This window comes from Massilia sp. LXY-5 (genome assembly GCF_059801075.1).
This window is the reverse complement of record NZ_JBNNEH010000002.1, coordinates 461,479-479,942: the sequence shown is the minus strand read 5'-3', so window position 1 is coordinate 479,942 and position 18,464 is coordinate 461,479. Positions and strand designations below refer to the sequence as shown.

Below are 18,464 nucleotides of genomic sequence, written 5' to 3'. Positions count from 1 at the left end.
TCCGCGTGGGCATGCCCACCCTACGTTACGCCACTGTTTCATGAACTTGCTACGGGCAGTAGCGCACCGTAGGGTGGGCATTGCCCACGCGTACGCGCCATGAAGATCTGCGCAACGATTCCTGCCCCTAACGCTTGAACATCCTCGGATCAAAACTGAAGCTCCTCGCAATGCTCAATTTGACCTGCTCATACGCATGATGTGCCGGATTGATCACGAGATTCACGCCCTCGCCCACGATCACCGAGGGCACGCGCATATAAAGATGTTCGCGCTTCTTCAGGAAGGCCGTGCCGAACAGCATGGCACTGCCGCCGTCATCGAGTGAATCCCAGCCTTCCGGCAAATCCTCGCGCGCCACGTCCAGCCCGAGTTCGGGATCGTCCGGCAAGTCGATCGCCACCAGCACCAGCGGCTCCTCGTCGACTTCCTCCGTGTGAACGAATTTTTCCAGCACGGCCAGCTCGACCGTCATCGCCGCGTACAGCGCCGGGACGCCCTCGCTATGCCAGTGTCCGCCGCTCTTGCGGGCGCCCTCGCAGCTGCGGTCGAGCGCCGCTTTTTCGATTGCAATTCTCCAGGTTCTCATGGGTCCACAACATGAAATCGGGTGATCTCAGCATACAACGAAGCCCACCGCCCGCCGCGCACGGATCGGCCGCGCCAACAAAAAAAAACGGCCCGCAGGCCGTTTCGTGTCGCGACATCAGACGCGAATTACTTCACGTCGAGCAGCTCGACATCGAACAGCAGCGTCGCGCCCGGCGGGATCGGGCCGGCGCCGCGGGCGCCATAGCCGAGTTCCGACGGAATGACCAAGGTACGCTTGCCGCCGACCTTCATGCCGGCCACGCCCTGGTCCCAGCCCTTGATGACCGCGCCCATGCCCAGCGGGAAGCTGAACGGCTCGCCGCCGACCGAGCTGTCGAACTGCTGGCCGCGTTGCATGGCCGCTTTCGGCTCGTACAGCCAGCCGGTGTAGTGGACCACGACGGTCTTGCCGGCGACGGCTTCCTTGCCTTTGCCGACGGCGGTGTCGATCTTTTGCAGCCCCTGCGCCTGGGCAGCGGGAGCCTTCGGTGCGGCCGGGGCGGCGCCGGCGGCGGCAGCGCTCAGGAACAGGACGAGCCCGAGGGCCGAAATTGCTTGTTTCATCGTTTTACCTTTTTATGGAAGAGAAGCGCACGGAAGTATTGCCGAATGGCGCGCTTCGCACAAGCACTGGAAACTTAAGCCGGATTGCGCTGGACCGATGCCAGGATGCTGCTGACCTGCGCCAGGTCCGCCGGCTTCACCAGATGGTGGTCGAACCCCGCTTCCTCGGCCAGTCTCCGGTCCTCGTTCTGGCCGTAACCCGTCAACGCAACCAGGGTCACGCCGCGCAGTTCGGGCATCGCGCGCAGCTGGCGCGCCAGCGCATAGCCGTCGGTGTCGGGCAAGCCGATGTCGAGCAGCATGACCTGCGGCCGGTCGAGGCGGGCACGCAGTACGGCGCCGCGGCCGTCGTACTCCACCGAGACCGCATGGCCCTGCACTTCCAGCAGCGTTGCCAGCATTTGCGCCGCGTCCTGGTTGTCGTCGACAACCATCACCCGCAGCGGCTGCGCGCGTGCCGCCGGGGCCTCGCCGCCAGTTGCCGCCGGCGCAGAGTGTGCCGCATCCAGGCGCGGCAGGCAGATCTCGAATTCGCTGCCGCGGCCCGGCGCCTCGCTGCGTGCGTCGACGCTGCCGCCATGCAGGGCGACCAGGCTTTTTACCAACGCGAGACCGATGCCGAGGCCGCCTTGCGAACGGTCCGGCGTGCGCTCGGCCTGGGTGAAGAGCTCGAAGATATACGGCAGCACGTCCGGCTCGATGCCGATCCCGTTGTCGGTCACGGTCACCAGCACGCGGTCATCCATCGCGGTCACGCGCAGCATGATCTGGCCGCCGGTCGGCGTGTACTTGGCGGCGTTGTTCAGGATGTTCGACAGCACCTGCACCAGGCGCGTGCGGTCGCCCAGCACGTGTACCGGCTCACCCGAGAGCTGCATCGTCAGCGAATGGCGTTTCGATTCGATCAGCGGGCGCACCTGCTCCAGGGCGCCCGCGACCACGGCGTTCAGGTCGAGCTCTTCCTTCTCCAGCGTGACCAGGCCGCGCGTCACGCGCGAGACGTCCAGCAGATCGTTCACCAGGTCCGTCATGTGCTCGGCCTGGCGCGCGATGATCTCGCTCGCGTTGCGCACGGCCTTGGCGTCGAGGGTGCCCATTTTCAGCAGCTGGGCGGCAGTCGTGATCGGCGCCAGGGGGTTGCGCAGCTCGTGCGCCAGCATCGCCAGGAACTGGTCCTTCTGGCGGTTGGCGGCGCGCAGCTCGTCTTCGACCTGCTTCCTCACGGTAACGTCGCTACCTTCCACAAAAATACCGACCACCTCGCCGGCCGCGTCGCGAATGGGCTGGTAGATGAAGTCGAGATAGCGGCGCGTGAGCGGCATGCCGGGCTCGCGCGCAACGTCGAAGGGCACGGCATGGCCGACGAAGGGCGTGCCGCTCTGGTACACCTGGTCGAGCAACTCGAAGAAGCCCTGCCCCTCGACATACGGCAGGGCTTCGCGCGCCGTCTTGCCGACCAGGTCGGTGCGCCCGATCATCTCCATATAGCTCTTGTTGGTGATCTCAAACATGTGTTGAGGACCACGCAGCACGGCGATGATGCCGGGCGCCTGCTCGAACAGGGTCACAAGGCGCTTGTTTTCCTCGTCGCGGTAGCGCTCGGCCAGCACCTGTCCGGTGACCTCGACGCAGGCGCAATACACACCAGCGATCGCGCCGTCGTCGTCGCGCACCGGCGAATAGGAAAACGTGAACCAGGTCTGCTCGTCATAGCCGTGCCGGTTCATCAGGAGCGGCAACTTTTCCCAGTAGGTGCCCTCGCCCTGCAAGGCGCGCTCGCCGATCGGGCCGATATCGGCCCAGATCTCCGACCAGATCTCGCGAAAGGGCGCGCCCATTGCCGCCGGATGCTTGTCGCCCAGAACCGGGACATACGCCTCGTTGTACAGGAAGGCCTGGTCCTTGCCCCATGCGCAAAACATGGGAAACGCCGAGCCGAGCATCAGCGAGACGACCGTGCGCAACGCCTGCGGCCAGGTCGATGGGTCGCCCAGGGGCGAGCGCGACCAGTCGTGCGCACGCATCAAGGCGCCGACTTCGCCGCCGCCGCTGAGGAAGACGGGCGAGGCCGCGCCGGGGGCGGCGTCCTGCGGGTGTGGGGCGGTGGCGCGCGTATCGCTCATATCACAGGGTCTTCACGAATTCCCGGATACCGCCCAGCAGCATCTCGACTGACATCGCCGTCAGGATCAAACCCATCAGGCGCTCGAAGGCCGTCATCACTTGCGGCCCCAGCTTTTGCTGCAGGCGCTCCGCACTCAGGAACACCATCAGCCACACCACGCCGACCGCGGCCAGCGCCGCCACGTGGACCATGGTCTCGGATATCGTATTCGAGCTGAACAGCAGCACGGTGGCCAGCGCCGAGGGACCGGCCAATGCGGGAATCGCCAGCGGAACAATAAAAGGTTCGCCATGCTCGCTCTTGCCCAGCACGCCGTCGGGATGCGGGAAGATCATGCGGATCGCGATGATCAGCAGGATGACGGCGCCGCCGATGCGCAGCGCGATCGGGCTCAGGTGCAAGGCGGCGAGAAAATGCTGGCCGAAGAACATGAACACCAGCAGCAACAGGAAGGCAATCGCGCACTCGCGCACGACGATGCGCGGACGGCGCTGGACGGGCGTGTCCTTCAGGGCGGTGGCGAACAAGGGGACGTTGCCGAAGGGGTCAGTGACGAGGATAAGCAGGATGAAGGTCTGGAAAAAGCTTTGGGTCATGGGTGTTCTTGTTGTTGGTTTCCCGGCAACGCGGCGATCCCGGCAATCTTAACCGATTCGCACGGTCGTCGTTGCACGATGGGTGCTGGAAAGAAAAAAGGCCGGAGCGCGTTGACGCTCCGGCCTTCATGCGTGTTGCGGCAAGTCTGCCGCGACGCGATTACTTCTCGAACTTCTTCATCCACGCCGACAACTGGTGCGGACGCAGGCCGTCGTAATCCTCGAACGGCTGGTGGATCCACGGGTTGTGCGGCAGGTCTTCCAGGTGGTAGTCCGGCTTGAAGGCCGAGGTGCCCTTCACCCAGATCACGGCCGAGCGGACTTCGGTGACGTCGGCGTAGTTCTCGGTCAGGTGCTCGCGCACCTTCTGCAGGGTCACGCCGGAATCGGCCAGGTCGTCGACCAGCAGGATGCGGCCGGCCAGCGGGCCCTTGGTCATCGTCATGTACTTGGCGATGTCGAGGTTGCCCTGCTTGGTGCCGGCTTCTTCGCGGTAGGAGCTGGTCGACAGGATCGCCAGCGGCACGTCGAAGATGCGCGAGATCACGTCACCCGGACGCACGCCGCCGCGCGCCAGGCACAGGACCATGTCGAACTTCCAGTTCGATTCATAGACTTGCAGGGCGAGGCGCTCGACCAGGCGGTTGTACTCGTCCCACGACACCCACAGGTCCTTGTCGGTCGATACAGGAGTATTCATTTCAGGCATTCCTTTTATTATTGGTGTTCAAGCTGCAAACGGGTGGCGCAGGACGATCGTCTCCACGCGGTCCGGACCGGTCGAGACCATGTCGACCGGAATACCAACCAGTTCTTCGATACGCTTGATGTAGGCGCGGGCGTTGGCCGGCAGTTCTTCCATCGTCTTGGCGCCGACGGTCGATTCGGTCCAGCCCGGCATTTCTTCGTAGACAGGCACGCAGGCGGCTGCCTCTTCGGCGCCGACCGGGAAGATGTCGACGTCGCGGCCGTCGATCTTGTAGCCGGTGCAGAGTTTCAGCGACTCGATGCCGTCCAGCACGTCGAGCTTGGTCAGGCACATGCCCGACACGCCATTGATCTGGACCGAGCGGCGCAGCAGCGCGGCGTCGAACCAGCCGCAGCGGCGGGCGCGGCCGGTCACGGTGCCGAACTCGTGGCCCACGCGCGACAGGTGCTCGCCGACGCCGGCATCGGTCGGCAGTTCGGACGGGAACGGGCCGGAACCGACGCGGGTCGTGTAGGCCTTGGTGATGCCCATGATGTAGTGCAGCATGCCAGGACCGACGCCGGCGCCGGCGGCGGCGTTACCCGCCACGCAGTTCGACGAGGTGACGAACGGGTAGGTGCCGTGGTCGACGTCGAGCAGCGAACCCTGCGCGCCTTCGAACAGCAGGTTGCCGCCGGCCTTGTGGGCTGCGTACAGTGCCGACGAGACGTCGCCGACCATCGGACGCAGGCGCGGCACCAGGGCCATTGCGTCGTCGAAGGTCTTCTGGAAGTCGATCGCTTCGCCGCCCAGGTAGTTCACGAGGACGAAGTTGTGGTACTCGAGGTTTTCCTTGAGCTTCTCGGCGAAACGCTCTTCGTTGAGCATGTCGGCGATGCGGATCGCGCGGCGGGCGACCTTGTCTTCGTAGGCCGGGCCGATGCCCTTGCCGGTGGTGCCGATCTTGTTGACGCCACGCTTGGCTTCACGCGCCTGGTCGATGGCGACGTGGTAAGGAAGGATCACCGGGCAGGCCTCGGAAATCTTCAGGCGCGAGGCGACTTCGACGCCGGCGGCGGCCAGCTTGTCGATCTCGCGCATCACGTCCGGGACCGAGACGACGACGCCGTTGCCGATGTAGCAGGCCACGCCTTCGCGCATGATGCCCGACGGGATCAGCTGCAAGGCGGTTTTCTGGCCGTTGATGACCAGCGTATGGCCGGCGTTATGGCCGCCCTGGAAACGGACGACGCCCGCTGCGTGATCGGTCAGCCAGTCGACGATCTTACCCTTGCCCTCATCGCCCCACTGGGTGCCGATGACAACGACGTTCTTTGCCACGTTTGTATTTGACATCACTTAACCTAAGTTTTTGAGAATCCAATTTCCGTCTTCGAGGACGAGTACGCGGTCGCACTCGAACTCGTCCTGAACATTGTCGTGACCCGGCATGGACTGGATCACGACTTCGCCTGCCTTGCGCAGGTCAGCGATTTTTTCGCGCAGCTCGGGCGCATTGCCCCAGGGGGCGCGGACCGAATGCTTGCGCTCGGCCGTCGGCAGCAGGCGCGCCAGCTCGCGCAGATCCAGCGAGAAGCCGGTCGCCGGACGCGCGCGCCCAAAAGCTTCGCCGACATGGTCGTAGCGCCCTCCCCGTGCCACCGCGTTCGGCAGGCCGGGAACGTAGAGCGCGAACATGGCGCCGCTTTCGTACTGGTAGCCGCGCAGGTCGGCAAGGTCGATCGCCACCTGCGCGCGGCCGATGGCGCCGGCGGCCAGTGCCGCCAGTTCGGCCAGTGCGCGCGTGATGCCCGGCAGCGCCGGCAGCACGTCTTTCGCGCGCGCCAGCACCTCGACGTCGCCGTACAGGTTCGGCAGCGCCATCAGCGCGGCGCGCGTGGCGGGTGCATAGCTGCGGGTGATCTCGTCCAGGCCGGGCGTGTCTTTCGCGCGCAGCAATGCGGTGATCTGGGCTTCGTCGTTCTTCGCGGCGGCGTCTTCGGCCAGCAGTGCGCGCAGCACGCCGACGTGGGCCATGTCGAGGCGCACTTCGGTAAAACCGGCCAGCGCGACCGAGGCCAGCGCCAGTTCCTGAATCTCGGCATCGGCCTCGAGGCCGGCGTGGCCGTAGATCTCGGCGCCGATCTGCAGCGGCTCGCGGGTGGCGTGCAGGCCCGACGGACGGGTATGCAGCACGCTGCCGGCATAGCACAGGCGGGTGATCGAATCGCGGTTGAGCAGGTGCGCGTCGATGCGCGCGACCTGCGTCGTCATGTCGGCGCGCAGGCCAAGCAGGCGCCCGGATAGCTGGTCGACCAGTTTGAAGGTGCGCAGGTCGGTATCTTGCCCGGCGCCGGCCAGCAGCGACTCGACGTATTCGAGCAGCGGCGGCATCACCAGCTCGTAGCCGTACAGGCGGAAGGTGTCGAGCATCTGGCGGCGCAGGTCTTCGATCTTGCGCGCTTCCGACGGCAATACGTCGGCGATATTCTCAGGCAAAAGCCAGTTCGGCATGGGCAACAGCTATGGGAATTGTTAGAAATGAAGCAACAAGGCGCGCCCGTGCAAGACGAAGTCAGCGCCGAATCGGCAATTTTACCCGAAAATGGGATGGCACTGGGGGCGGATGATGGATGAAAGGCTCGGAAGTTGCCGGGTTGCCACTGAAACTGGGCTATACAACAGGGCCGACGTCGCGGCGTTTCGCACCTTGTAACGCGGGGAGTCAGGACTCCACCCTACGCATCTGCAACCGTGCGCCGGGACACCGCCAACACTGATCGAAGGTCCGCGTGGGCACGGAGTGCCCACCCTACCGTGCTGCCGTCCGCAGGGTGGGCTCTCGAGCCCACGCGGTACGGCGTTTGGTCGTTCGAATGGCAAAAAAAAACACCGCGATTAACGCGGCGTTTTCGGATGATTCATTTCGTACCCGGACTTCTGAAATACTTGAAGAACTCCGAATTGGAATCGATCACCATCACGTCCCCATGCGCCTTGAAGCTGGCGCGGTAGGCTTCGAGCGAACGATAGAATTTATAGAACTCCGGGTTCTTGCCGAAGGACTCGGCATAGATCGCCGATGCCTTGCCATCGCCCTCGCCCTTGATCTTCTCGGCTTCGCGGAAGGCTTCGGCCAGGATCACGGTGCGCTGGCGGTCGGCGTCGGCGCGGATCTTTTCGCTTTCGGCGGAGCCGGTCGAACGCAATTCATTGGCTACGCGAACCCGCTCGGCGCGCATGCGGTCGTAGACGGAATTGTTGATCTGCTCGATGTAGTCCACGCGCTTCAGGCGCACGTCGACGATGCCGATGCCGATCTGCTTGGCTTCGGCCACGACCTTGTTCTGCACCGCCTGCATCACGGCGCCGCGTTCTCCGGAGATCACCTGGCGCACGGTGCGCTTGGTAATCTCGTCGTTCAGGGCCGCCTTGATGATCTGCGACATGCGGTTGGTCGCGGCGCGCTCGTCGCCGCTGAAGCTGACGTAGTACAGGCGCGGCTCGACGATGCGCCATTTGACGAAGGCGTCGACCAGGATGTTCTTCTTCTCGGCCGTGATGAAGCGGTCGGCGTCGGGCGTATCCAGGGTCAGGACGCGCTTGTCGAGATAAACGATGTTCTGGAACGGCGGCGGCAGTTTGAAGTGCAGGCCCGGCTCGGAGATGACCTCACGCACCTCGCCGAGTGCGAAGACAATGGCGAAGCGGCGCTGGTCGACCACGAACACGGTCGACGACAGCAGCATCAGGGCAATGAAGCCCGCCACGAAAATGGTTACGAGGCGGCTCATTAACGGCTCTCCCTGTCACGTGAGGAATCGCGCGAACGGCTGTCGCGCTGGCGTACCTGTTCAATCGTCTGCTGCACTTCCTGCGCGGGCGTCGTCGCCTGCTCCTGCTGGTTCGGCTGTTGCTGCAGCTGCACCGGACCCGATCGGGCGCTGCCCGTGGCGGCGTCGTTGGCGGCCACTTGCGCGATCAGCTTGTCGAGCGGCAGGTACAGCATGTTCGACCCCGACTTGGCGTCGACCATCACCTTGCTGGTGCTGCTGAAGATCTGCTGCATCGTGTCGATGTACATGCGGTCGCGGGTGACGCCCGGCGCTTTCGCATACTCGGTGACGACCTGGTTGAAGCGGGCGGCGTTACCGGTGGCGTTTTCGACCACCATCGAGCGGTAGGCTTCGGCGTCCTGCAGCAGGCGGAAGGCGGCGCCGCGGGCACGCGGGATCACGTCGTTGGCATAGGCCTCGCCTTCGTTGCGGGCACGGGCGCGGTCCTGGCCGGCCTTGACCGCGTCGTCGAAGGCGCTCTGCACCTGCTCCGGCGGCTGCACGTTCTGCATGGTCACGTTGGTGATCAGGGCGCCCAGCTTGTAGCGGTCGACGATCTGCTGGATGATGCGGTGGACGTCGAGCGCGACCTTCTCGCGGCCCTCGTACAAAACGAAGTCCATCTTGCTCTTGCCAACCACTTCGCGAATCGCCGTCTCGGCCACCTGGTGCACGGTCGCATCCTGGTCGCGGTTGTTGAAGACCCAGGCGACCGGGTCCTTCAGCGTGTACTGCACCGCGAACTGGATGTCGATGATGTTTTCGTCATCGGTCAGCATCAGCGACTCGGCGCCCTGCTTGTTGCGCACGTTGTCGCGGTAGCCGATTTCGGCGGTGCGGACCTGCGAGACGTTGACGGTTTCGTGGGCCTGGATCGGGGCCGGCCAGCGCCAGTTGAAGCCGGCGCCGGTCGTGTGCGACAGGCGGCCGAAGGTGGTGACCACGCCGACCTGCCCTTCCTGCACGATGAAGGCGCCGCTGGCGAGCCAGATCAGGAGCACGATGAAGCCGATCACGGACGCGGTAATGCCCGCGCCGCGGCCTTCGCCGCGATACGGGCCACCGGCGTCGCCGTTGTTGCCGCGGCTGCCGAACAGGCGGTTCAGGCGGGCATTGAAGTCGCGCCACATCTGATCGAGGTCGGGTGGACCCTCACCCGGACGGCGCCCTTCCTGGGCTTTATGGTCGCTCTCGGGATTTTTGCCCCAGCGCGGATCGTTCAGCGAAAGTTTAATGCCGAAACGTTTTAGTAAGGAAACAAGCATAGGCTTTTATTGGGGCCCGACATGGGTGGAGGTTGGATTACTTTCGCCGTCGTCATCGAGCATCGATGATTCCAGCGCTGCATCGTCCTGCTCTTCGTTTTCAGGGCTCAAGCCTGGCACCGGATTGGCTGGGTAGCTCGCTGCCGGCTTGGCTGCCTCGACAATTGCGTCGCGCAGCAGATCGAGGCCTGCGCCGCTCCTGGCGCTGATAAAAACGCGGCTGATTTTATCATGTTCATCACGTTCGACCCCAGGCTGGAGGTCGGCCGCATCAATCTTGTTCCACACGAGGATCTGCGGAATGTGGTCGGCGCCGATTTCGCGCAGGACCTCGTTGACCTGCTCGATCTGCTCCATGCGGGTCGGCGAGGAACCGTCGACCACGTGCAGCAGCAAGTCCGCGTGGATGGTTTCTTCCAGCGTGGCGCGGAAAGCGGCCACCAGCTGGTGCGGCAGCTCCCTGACAAACCCGACGGTATCGGAAATGACGACGCTGCCCGTCTCGTCGCCGAGATACAGGCGGCGGCTGGTGGTGTCGAGCGTTGCGAACAGCTGGTTCGCGACATACACGCCGGCCTTCGTCAGCGTGTTGAACAGGGTCGACTTGCCGGCATTGGTATAGCCGACCAGCGACACCGAGAAGGTGTTGTTGCGCCCGCGTGCGCGGCGCTGGGTTTCGTGTTGCTTGCGCAGCTTGGCCAGGCGCGTGCGCAAGGCTTTGACCCGCTCGCCGATCAGCCGGCGGTCGGTCTCGAGCTGGGTTTCACCCGGACCGCGCAGGCCGATACCGCCCTTCTGGCGTTCAAGGTGGGTCCAGCCGCGGATCAGGCGCGTGGCCAGGTGCTGCAGCTGGGCCAGTTCGACCTGCAGCTTGCCCTCGTGGCTCTTGGCGCGCTGGGCGAAGATGTCGAGGATCAGGCTGGTGCGGTCGATGATGCCCAGTTCCAGGCGCCGTTCGAGATTGCGCTGCTGCGCGGGGGATAATGCATGGTTGAAGATGACCAGTTCGGCGCCAAGGGCCTTGGCGGCGACGCCGATTTCGTCGGCCTTGCCGCTGCCGACGAAGTAGGCGGGATCGGGGGCATTGCGCTTGGCCGTGATCGTATCGATCGGCTCGGCGCCGGCAGAACTGGCCAGCAAGGCCAGCTCTTCGAGGCTGGCCGTGAAATCGACCGCGCCAAAATCGACGCCGACAAGGACGGCGCGCGTGCTGTTGTTGCCGGGGGCGTCAGCCATCGGCCTTACTCAGCTTCGGATTCGAGGTTGAGATTGACGGCGCGAGCCGGGACAACGGTGGAAATGGCATGCTTGTACACCATCTGGGTCACGGTATTGCGGAGCAGGACCACATATTGGTCGAAGGACTCGATATGGCCCTGCAGCTTGATCCCGTTGACGAGGTAGATCGAGACCGGGACGTGCTCTTTGCGCAAGGCATTGAGGAATGGGTCTTGTAACAGTTGCCCTTTGTTGCTCATAACAGCTCCGTAATGTTGTTGTAGTTTAAAAGTTGGAGGCAAGCGCCTCCATTTCAAGTGCACGGGGCAAGATTCAGCTTTGCGAACGATGGCCTGCGGTTACTGTAACCTGTTTTGCCACTTTTTGTCGTACTGCTATGCTTAAGAAAGCATTAAGCGCGCCGAGCCCGCCTGCCGTCCACCGGTTTAATTCTGCTCCCGGGCGAACGGATTTTTACCGCTGCGCAGTTCGATCCGCAGGGGCGTACCGACCAGGTTGAAGGTTTCGCGGAAATGCTTTTCCAGGTAGCGCTTGTACGGCTCGGTGATGCCGTCGAGCGCATTGCCGTGGATGACGATGATCGGCGGATTCTGGCCGCCCTGGTGGGCATAGCGCATCTTTGGACGCGAGGTGCCCTTGCGCTTCGGTTCCTGCTTCTCGACCGCTTCCTGCAGCGCACGCGTCAGGCGCGGCGTCGACAGGTTGGCGGTGGCGGCGGCATAGGCCGTGTCGACCGAGGCCATCAGCTGCTTGATGCCGGTACCCTTCAGCGCCGAGATGAAACGCGTTTCGGCGAAACCCAGGAAGTCGAGCTTGCGGTCCATGGTGTTCTTGACCTCGTCGCGCTGGTCGCTGGTCAGGCCATCCCACTTGTTGACGGCGACGACCAGGGCGCGGCCCGATTCCAGGATGAAGCCGGCGATGTGGGCGTCCTGCTCGGAAATATCCTGCTGGGCATCGAGCATCAGCACGACCACGTTCGCTTCCGACACCGACTGCAGGGTTTTCACGACCGAAAACTTCTCGATCGCTTCGAACACCTTGCCGCGGCGGCGGATACCGGCCGTGTCGATCAGCGTGTACTGCTTGCCGTCGCGCTCGAAGGGCACTTCGATCGAGTCGCGGGTGGTGCCCGGCATGTCGAAGGCGATCACGCGCTGCTCGCCGACCAGGGTGTTGATCAGGGTCGACTTGCCGACGTTCGGGCGGCCGACCAGGGCGATTTTCACGCCGTGGTCCTGGCTTTCCAGCTCTTCCTCGGCCTCGGGACGCGAAGCGAAGGCCTGGTCCAGCGCTTCGTTGACGAGGTCGGTCACGCCGTCGCCGTGGGCGGCGGAGATGACATAGGGGTCGCCCATGCCCAGCTCATAGAACTCGGCGGTGACCGAGGTGTACTTCATGCCCTCGGACTTGTTCACGACGAGCATGACTTGACGGCCGGACTTGCGCAGGAAGTCGGTGATCGTCTTGTCGTGCGGGGTCAGGCCCTGGCGGCCGTCGACGATGAAGACGACGATGTCGGCTTCGGCGACGGCCTGCTTCGTCTGCAGGGCCATCTCGTACATGATGCCCTCTTTCGCGACCGGTTCGAAACCGCCCGTGTCGATCACCAGGAACGGCCGCTCGCCGATACGCCCTTCGCCGTAGTGGCGGTCGCGCGTCAGGCCAGGGAGGTCGGCCACCAACGCGTCGCGCGAACGGGTCAGGCGGTTGAATAGGGTCGACTTCCCGACGTTCGGGCGACCAACGAGTGCAATTACCGGCTTCATGTAGTTATTCTATTCGACCGCGATGGCGGTCACAGTTCCATTTTGTGTTTGAAAAATCAGGTTCGATCCGGCAACCAGAGGAGTACCGCTGATGGCGCTGCCATCGGTCGCGGCGCGCGCGAGGAACGTACCGTCCTCGCGCGACAGGAAGTGGACATAGCCCTGGTAGTCGCCAACCGCCACGGCACGGCCGTAGGAGACCGGCGTCGACAGGCCGCGGAAGGCGAGTTTATCGTTCTTCCAGGCGCTGGCGCCGCCGTCGCGGTTGAAGGCGTTCAGGGCGCCCTTGTCGTCGGCGGCGAAGACGAAGCGCTGGTCGACGGCGACGCCGACGAGCGAGGACAGGTCGCGCGTCCAGCGCGCCGAACCGCTGGCCACGTCGTAGCAGGCGACACGGCCCTGGTAGGCGGCGGCACAGACGTCGCTTTCGAAGACCGTCGGCATGCCGCCGAGGTCGGTGACGCGCTCGAGTTCGGTAGCACCGCGCGCCGCGCCCACTTCGACTTCCCAGCGCGGGGCGCCGGAAGCGAGCAGGAAGGAGCCGAGCTTGCCGGCCGGCTGGGCGACGATCACGTCGCTGTTGTAGACCGCCATGCCCGGCGCCGTACGCAGGGTCAGGGCCGGGGAAGGACGCTGCACGGTCCATTTCTTCTGGCCGGTAGCGGCGTCGAAGCCGACGATGCGGTTGTCGATCGAACGGGCGACGACGATGCCCTGCGCCACGGCCGGGGCCGAGAGCAGTTCGCTCGACAGCTGGCTCTTCCAGAGCGCCTTGCCGTCCATGTCGAAGGCCATCAGGACGCCGTCGGCGGCGCCGACGACGATCACGTTGCCGTCGGTGCCCACACCTGCGGTCAGGTCGCTGCCGGCCTTGATGCGCCAGACCTGGCGGCCGTCCGCCGCTTCGACCCGCGCGATGTTGCCGTCGGCGCCGGCGACGATCACGGTATTGCCGGCCAGCGCAGGCGAGAACTGGTAACCGCGCGCCTTGCCGATATCGAGTTTCCAGGCGGTGCGCACGGCCATCGTGCCCTTCAGTTCGACCAGCTTGGCGGGCTCGTTGCCCTTCGATTTCGATCCGAACGGATTGAGCGAGCTCAAAGTCGAGCAGCCCGTCATCAAGGCCAGGACACCGACACCAACCAGCTTACGGGTAATACGCATTTTTCTTTTACCTTGTTCGTAGAGAGGCAAAGCCCACGCCGCCTTGCAGCGAGCGTGGGCCGTTACATGGTCGTAGATTTAAGCAGCGGCTTTCGGCGCGGCGGCTGCAGCGGGCGCGGTACCGCCGATGGCTTCCAGCTTGATGCGCACCAGCTGGCTGCCCGGATGCTTCGGACCCATGGCGGCGAGCGCGGCGACGTAGGCGGCGCGGGCATCGGCGATCTTGTTCTGGGCAACCAGCACGTCACCCTTGCGGTCGGCCACTTCGGCGGCGAACTGCGGCAGGAACTTGCCGTCGAGGAGTTTTAAAGCACCGTCGAAATTCTTCTCGTCGAGCAGCACGCCGGCCAAGCGCAGCTGGGCCACCGACTTGTACTCGTCGTTGCCGTTGTCGATCACCCATTGCAGCTGGGTTTTCGCCGTTTTCAGGTCGTTCGCCTCGAAGGCGGTCTTGGCCGCGGTCAGCGCGCTCATCTGTGCGTAGACCGTGCGCTTGAATTTCGACTGGATGTCCGACGCGATGCGCTGGCTCTTGGCATTGTCCTTGGCGGTCAGCGCATCGGTCTGCTCGTCGTACAGCGCCGAAGCCTCGACCGCCTGCTTGCGGGAATGCGAGTTCCAGAAGTTGTAGGCAGCAAAGGAGCCGAGGGCGAGGATCAGTACCCAGGTGATCAGGTTGCCGTACCTGCCCCAGAAAGCTTTAAAGGTAGCAATCTGTTCTTGTTCTTCGAGGTCGTATGCCATGTCGTTCGTCTAATGGTTATCGTGGATCGGTCGGTTGCTGTACTGCTCAAGGATGGTAGTGCACGTGATCGTGGTCGTGGTCGTGGCCACCCACGATCGCGTCGACGATGTGGTCGACGACGGCGTCGAAGGCCACGGTGGCCTGCTGCTGCTCGCCGCTTTCGCCGCGCAGCGATTTCACTGCCGCCACATTGTTCGCCACTTCGTCTTCGCCCAGGATCACGGCGAAGGACGCTCCGCTGCCGTCGGCCTTCTTCATCTGGCTCTTGAAGCTGCCCGCACCCGTCGGCGTTGCGCAATGTAGCACAACATCGAGGCCGGCATCACGCAGGCGCTCGGCCAGGATGAAGGCCTGCACCTGCGCTTCTTCGCCCTGGTGCACCATGTAGACGTCGCACTGGCTCGGCTGGGCCGGCTCGCCCAGGCCCTTCATCAGCTCGATGATGCGCTCGATGCCCATCGCAAAGCCGACGCCCGGCGTGGCCTTGCCGCCGAAGGTTTCGATCAGCGGATCGTAGCGGCCGCCGGCGCAGATCGTGCCCTGCGAGCCGAGTTCCTCGGTGACCCATTCGAACACGGTGCGGTTGTAGTAATCGAGGCCGCGCACCAGGCGCGGGTTGACGGTGAACTGCACGTTGTTGCGGTCGAGCAGGCGCTTGACGCCCTCGAAGTGGGCCCTGGACTCCTCGCCCAGGTAGGACAGCAGTTGCGGCGCGCCGTTCACCATCTCCTGCATGGCAGGGTTCTTGGTGTCGAGGATACGCAGCGGGTTGCTGTGCAGGCGGCGCTGGGCCTCGGGGTCGAGGATGTCGGCGTGCGATTCGAAGTAGGCGATCAGGTCGGCACGGTGGCGCAGGCGCTCCTCGGCATTGCCGATGGAATTGAGTTCCAGGCGCACGTTCTGCAGGCCGAGGTCGTCCCACAGGCGGCGGCACAGCATGATCAGCTCGGCGTCGATGTCCGGGCCGGTGAAGCCGACGGCTTCCGCGCCGAACTGGAAGAACTGGCGATAGCGGCCGCGCTGCGGACGTTCGTGGCGGAACATCGGGCCCTTGTACCAGAGGCGCTTCGGACCGTCGTAGACCATGTTGTGCTCGATCACCGCACGCACCACGCCGGCCGTGCCTTCAGGGCGCAGGGTCAGTTCGTCGCCGTTCATCGAATCGGTGAAGGAATACATTTCCTTCTCGACGATGTCGGTGACGGCGCCGATGGCACGCTTGAACAGGCCGGTTTCCTCGACGATGGGGGTGACGATTTTCTGGTAGCCGTAGCTTTTCAGGATCGTTTCGGCGGTGTTTTCGAACAGCTCCCACAGCGGCGCGTCGGCCGGGAGGATGTCGTTCATGCCTTTGATGGCGACGATTTTTTCTGGTTTGGACATATTTCTTCTACTCTCCGCATTGTGGCGGGGTTGCTTTTCGTAGGGTGGGCATTCATGCCCACGCGGTACGGCGTTCGACCGGTCGGGCGGCCTCACGCGGTACGGTACGCATCGGTACGACCGCGTGGGCACAAGTGGCCACCCTAGGTTTGTTGGCCGTAATTCTTCTTCACGTATTCCAAAACGATGTTCTGGAACTCGTCGACGATCCGCTCGCCACGCAAGGTCGCCACCTTCTGCCCGTCGACGAACACCGGCGCCGCCGGCGATTCGCCCGTACCGGGCAGGCTGATGCCGATATTCGCGTGCTTCGATTCGCCCGGACCGTTCACGATGCAGCCCATCACGGCCACGTTCATCGCTTCCACGCCCGGGTAGGTCTTCTTCCATTCCGGCATCGAGTCGCGCAGGAAGCTCTGGATGTTGTCGGCCAGTTCCTGGAACACGGTCGAGGTCGTACGGCCGCAGCCCGGGCAGGCAATGACCATCGGCGTGAACTTGCGCAGGCCCATGGTCTGCAGGATTTCCTGCGCGACTACGACTTCCTTGGTGCGGTCGCCGCCCGGTTCCGGGGTCAGCGAGACGCGGATGGTGTCGCCGATGCCTTCCTGCAGCAGCACCGACAAGGCCGCGGTCGAGGCGACGATGCCCTTGCTGCCCATGCCGGCTTCGGTCAGGCCCAGGTGCAGCGGGTAGTCGCAGCGACGCGCCAGTTCGCGATAGACCGCGATCAGGTCCTGCACCGCCGAGACCTTGCACGACAGGATGATCTTGTCGCGTGCCAGGCCGACTTCTTCGGCGCGTACGGCGTTCTCGATGGCCGAGGTGATCAGGGCTTCGTACATCACGGCCTGGGCGCTGTACGGGTTCGCGCGGGCCGCGTTCTCGTCCATGATGCGCGCCAGCAGGCTCTGGTCGAGGCTGCCCCAGTTGACGCCGATGCGCACCGGCTTGTCGTGCTTGATGGCGATCTCGATCATCTGGGCGAACTGGGTGTCGCGCTTGGCGCCCTGCCCCACGTTGCCCGGATTGATGCGGTATTTCGACAGCGCCGCGGCGCACTCCGGGTAGTCGCGCAGCAGGATGTGTCCGTTGTAGTGGAAGTCGCCGACCAGCGGCACATCCACTTCCATGCGGTCGAGCTGTTCGCGGATTGCCGGCACGGCGGCCGCCGCTTCCGGCTTGTCCACGGTGAGGCGCACCATCTCGGAACCGGCACGCGCGAGTTCCTTGATCTGGATGGCGGTGCCGATCACGTCGGCGGTGTCCGTATTGGTCATCGACTGCACCACGACCGGGGCGTCGCCGCCGATCCAGACCTTGCGCGCGCCGTGCTGGACCAGCACGCGGCGCGCGGCGCGGCGCGCCATCGGGCCGGAGGGAATTGGCAGGTTCGTAGAAGTCATACTTTGCTCGTTGTCCTTGTTTCAGGGAGCCGCTGGAGCTGGCCGCCCGGCGTCCCGGCGCGCGGCCGGGACCTGTCGTACATGCTTATTTCAGGGTGACGCGCGAGATCGTCTTGCCCGGCACCGGCGGCAGCGCAACGGCGGCGCCGCCCAGCGTCGCCGAGACACCGGCCGGGTTGCCGACGACGAGGGTCGCCGTACCCGGTACTTCGATCGTTTCGGTGCTGCCCGCGCGCACCAGGCGCGAGATCAGGGCCTTGCCGCCCTTGGGACGCACTTCGACCCAGGAATCCTCGCGCACGTTCAGCACCAGGGTGCTGGCACCGGTGGCGGCAGGCGCCGTGGCGGCGGGTGCGGCTGGCGGCGTCGTGCCCGCTGCCGGAGTCGTCGTCGCTCCCGGGGTGCCGGCGGCAGCGCCAGGCGACGTCGCCGCGGCCGGCGGCGTGACCGCAGCCGGTGCGGACTGCGTAGCCGCCGTGCCCGTCGCAGCACCCGCTGCCGGGTTGGCGTCGGCCGGAGCCGGCACCGAGATCAGCGGCACGGCCGGGTTCTGCACCGTATCGGCGGCCGGCGTCGTGGCCGTAGTCGTCTCGACCGGCGCATGCAGGACGGCTTCGTTGTTGGCCGCGGTCTCGCTGCCCGGCAATTTGACCAGGCCGAAATGCCAGGCCGCGCCCGCGGCGGCAGCGACCACCACGACGCCGGCGATCCAGGCCAGCGGCAGGCCGGAGCGCTTGCCATGGGTCGGATAGCGCGAGCGCGAATGCGAGAAAGACGTTTGACGATTGCTGCGCACGGCGCCGGTGTCTTCGGGCACCGGGTTGTCCATCGGGATCATCGCCACGAGCGGGGCCGGATCGAGGCGCAGGATCTTGGCGTAGGCGCGCACGAAACCGCGCGTCACGGCAGGACTCGGCAGGGCCGCATAGTCGCCCGCTTCGATCGCCACCACCTGGCGCACCGCCAGCTTGAGCTGCTCGGCCACCTGCTCGACCGTCCAGCCCATCGCTTCGCGCTGGCTGGCCAGGGTCGCGCCCGGGTGGCCGTGGTGTTGGTTCGAAGTGGCGCTTTGTTCCGTGCGCTCTGAAGTCAT

The 18,464-nt window shown here is 64.7% G+C and carries 17 protein-coding genes; all 17 read right to left on the bottom strand.

Going from position 1 to position 18,464, the window contains the following annotated elements; genetic code table 11:
- Window positions 1-127 precede the first annotated feature (127 nt).
- Complete coding sequence (locus ACI48I_RS05625; protein WP_498573571.1) at window positions 128-589, bottom strand: RES family NAD+ phosphorylase; 462 nt, start codon at window positions 587-589, stop codon at window positions 128-130.
- A gap of 128 nt (window positions 590-717) precedes the next feature.
- Complete coding sequence (locus tag ACI48I_RS05620; protein ID WP_498573570.1) at window positions 718-1,155, bottom strand: FKBP-type peptidyl-prolyl cis-trans isomerase; 438 nt, start codon at window positions 1,153-1,155, stop codon at window positions 718-720.
- Window positions 1,156-1,229: 74 nt separating this feature from the next.
- Window positions 1,230-3,278, bottom strand: coding sequence for a hybrid sensor histidine kinase/response regulator (locus ACI48I_RS05615; protein WP_498573569.1), 2,049 nt, complete (start codon window positions 3,276-3,278; stop codon window positions 1,230-1,232).
- Between the two features lies 1 nt (window position 3,279).
- The gene (locus ACI48I_RS05610; protein ID WP_193684959.1) at window positions 3,280-3,876 is read right to left on the bottom strand and encodes a MarC family protein; all 597 of its coding nucleotides are present in this window, start codon (window positions 3,874-3,876) and stop codon (window positions 3,280-3,282) included.
- Window positions 3,877-4,036: 160 nt separating this feature from the next.
- Window positions 4,037-4,576: a phosphoribosyltransferase gene (locus ACI48I_RS05605; protein ID WP_193684958.1), complete on the bottom strand. Its 540-nt coding sequence runs from the start codon at window positions 4,574-4,576 to the stop codon at window positions 4,037-4,039.
- Window positions 4,577-4,603: 27 nt separating this feature from the next.
- Entirely contained in the window at window positions 4,604-5,920 is a 1,317-nt protein-coding gene (locus tag ACI48I_RS05600) for an adenylosuccinate synthase (RefSeq protein WP_498573568.1), read from the bottom strand.
- A gap of 3 nt (window positions 5,921-5,923) precedes the next feature.
- Window positions 5,924-7,078, bottom strand: a complete 1,155-nt coding sequence (locus ACI48I_RS05595; protein WP_498573567.1) for an ATP phosphoribosyltransferase regulatory subunit — start codon at window positions 7,076-7,078, stop codon at window positions 5,924-5,926.
- 407 nt (window positions 7,079-7,485) lie between these two features.
- Window positions 7,486-8,358 carry a protease modulator HflC gene (gene hflC, locus ACI48I_RS05590; protein ID WP_193684955.1) on the bottom strand — a complete coding sequence of 291 codons (873 nt, stop codon included), beginning with the start codon at window positions 8,356-8,358 and terminating at the stop codon, window positions 7,486-7,488.
- Complete coding sequence (hflK, locus tag ACI48I_RS05585) at window positions 8,358-9,665, bottom strand: FtsH protease activity modulator HflK (protein ID WP_193684954.1); 1,308 nt, start codon at window positions 9,663-9,665, stop codon at window positions 8,358-8,360. Before hflK ends, hflC begins: the two co-directional genes overlap by 1 nt.
- Before the next feature lie 6 nt (window positions 9,666-9,671).
- A complete protein-coding gene (gene hflX / locus ACI48I_RS05580; protein ID WP_498573566.1) occupies window positions 9,672-10,901 on the bottom strand; it encodes a GTPase HflX in 1,230 nt (409 codons plus the stop codon).
- Between the two features lie 5 nt (window positions 10,902-10,906).
- Window positions 10,907-11,143 (bottom strand): RNA chaperone Hfq, encoded by a 237-nt coding sequence (gene hfq / locus ACI48I_RS05575; protein ID WP_019141241.1) that lies wholly within the window; start codon window positions 11,141-11,143, stop codon window positions 10,907-10,909.
- Window positions 11,144-11,329: 186 nt separating this feature from the next.
- Window positions 11,330-12,673 carry a ribosome biogenesis GTPase Der gene (gene der / locus ACI48I_RS05570; protein ID WP_193684952.1) on the bottom strand — a complete coding sequence of 448 codons (1,344 nt, stop codon included), beginning with the start codon at window positions 12,671-12,673 and terminating at the stop codon, window positions 11,330-11,332.
- A gap of 9 nt (window positions 12,674-12,682) precedes the next feature.
- Window positions 12,683-13,837, bottom strand: a complete 1,155-nt coding sequence (gene bamB, locus ACI48I_RS05565; RefSeq protein WP_193684951.1) for an outer membrane protein assembly factor BamB — start codon at window positions 13,835-13,837, stop codon at window positions 12,683-12,685.
- Between the two features lie 78 nt (window positions 13,838-13,915).
- Entirely contained in the window at window positions 13,916-14,581 is a 666-nt protein-coding gene (locus ACI48I_RS05560) for a YfgM family protein (protein ID WP_193684950.1), read from the bottom strand.
- A 46-nt stretch (window positions 14,582-14,627) separates the two neighbouring features.
- Entirely contained in the window at window positions 14,628-15,965 is a 1,338-nt protein-coding gene (gene hisS / locus ACI48I_RS05555) for a histidine--tRNA ligase (RefSeq protein WP_498573565.1), read from the bottom strand.
- Between the two features lie 143 nt (window positions 15,966-16,108).
- Window positions 16,109-17,371 carry a flavodoxin-dependent (E)-4-hydroxy-3-methylbut-2-enyl-diphosphate synthase gene (ispG, locus tag ACI48I_RS05550; RefSeq protein ID WP_498573564.1) on the bottom strand — a complete coding sequence of 421 codons (1,263 nt, stop codon included), beginning with the start codon at window positions 17,369-17,371 and terminating at the stop codon, window positions 16,109-16,111.
- An 85-nt stretch (window positions 17,372-17,456) separates the two neighbouring features.
- Window positions 17,457-18,464, bottom strand: a complete 1,008-nt coding sequence (locus ACI48I_RS05545; RefSeq protein ID WP_193684947.1) for a RodZ domain-containing protein — start codon at window positions 18,462-18,464, stop codon at window positions 17,457-17,459.

What these genes read in the sequence shown, in the direction of transcription:
- ACI48I_RS05545 (WP_193684947.1), bottom strand. Translation starts at nt 18,464, where the DNA reads ATGACTTCAGAGCGCACGGAACAAAGCGCCACTTCGAACCAACACCAC.
- hisS (WP_498573565.1), bottom strand. Translation starts at nt 15,965, where the DNA reads ATGTCCAAACCAGAAAAAATCGTCGCCATCAAAGGCATGAACGACATC.
- ACI48I_RS05625 (WP_498573571.1), bottom strand. Translation starts at nt 589, where the DNA reads ATGAGAACCTGGAGAATTGCAATCGAAAAAGCGGCGCTCGACCGCAGC.
- hfq (WP_019141241.1), bottom strand. Translation starts at nt 11,143, where the DNA reads ATGAGCAACAAAGGGCAACTGTTACAAGACCCATTCCTCAATGCCTTG.
- bamB (WP_193684951.1), bottom strand. Translation starts at nt 13,837, where the DNA reads ATGCGTATTACCCGTAAGCTGGTTGGTGTCGGTGTCCTGGCCTTGATG.
- ACI48I_RS05610 (WP_193684959.1), bottom strand. Translation starts at nt 3,876, where the DNA reads ATGACCCAAAGCTTTTTCCAGACCTTCATCCTGCTTATCCTCGTCACT.
- ACI48I_RS05615 (WP_498573569.1), bottom strand. Translation starts at nt 3,278, where the DNA reads ATGAGCGATACGCGCGCCACCGCCCCACACCCGCAGGACGCCGCCCCC.
- ACI48I_RS05595 (WP_498573567.1), bottom strand. Translation starts at nt 7,078, where the DNA reads ATGCCGAACTGGCTTTTGCCTGAGAATATCGCCGACGTATTGCCGTCG.
- ispG (WP_498573564.1), bottom strand. Translation starts at nt 17,371, where the DNA reads ATGACTTCTACGAACCTGCCAATTCCCTCCGGCCCGATGGCGCGCCGC.
- ACI48I_RS05620 (WP_498573570.1), bottom strand. Translation starts at nt 1,155, where the DNA reads ATGAAACAAGCAATTTCGGCCCTCGGGCTCGTCCTGTTCCTGAGCGCT.
- ACI48I_RS05600 (WP_498573568.1), bottom strand. Translation starts at nt 5,920, where the DNA reads ATGTCAAATACAAACGTGGCAAAGAACGTCGTTGTCATCGGCACCCAG.
- ACI48I_RS05605 (WP_193684958.1), bottom strand. Translation starts at nt 4,576, where the DNA reads ATGAATACTCCTGTATCGACCGACAAGGACCTGTGGGTGTCGTGGGAC.
- hflC (WP_193684955.1), bottom strand. Translation starts at nt 8,358, where the DNA reads ATGAGCCGCCTCGTAACCATTTTCGTGGCGGGCTTCATTGCCCTGATG.
- hflX (WP_498573566.1), bottom strand. Translation starts at nt 10,901, where the DNA reads ATGGCTGACGCCCCCGGCAACAACAGCACGCGCGCCGTCCTTGTCGGC.
- hflK (WP_193684954.1), bottom strand. Translation starts at nt 9,665, where the DNA reads ATGCTTGTTTCCTTACTAAAACGTTTCGGCATTAAACTTTCGCTGAAC.
- ACI48I_RS05560 (WP_193684950.1), bottom strand. Translation starts at nt 14,581, where the DNA reads ATGGCATACGACCTCGAAGAACAAGAACAGATTGCTACCTTTAAAGCT.
- der (WP_193684952.1), bottom strand. Translation starts at nt 12,673, where the DNA reads ATGAAGCCGGTAATTGCACTCGTTGGTCGCCCGAACGTCGGGAAGTCG.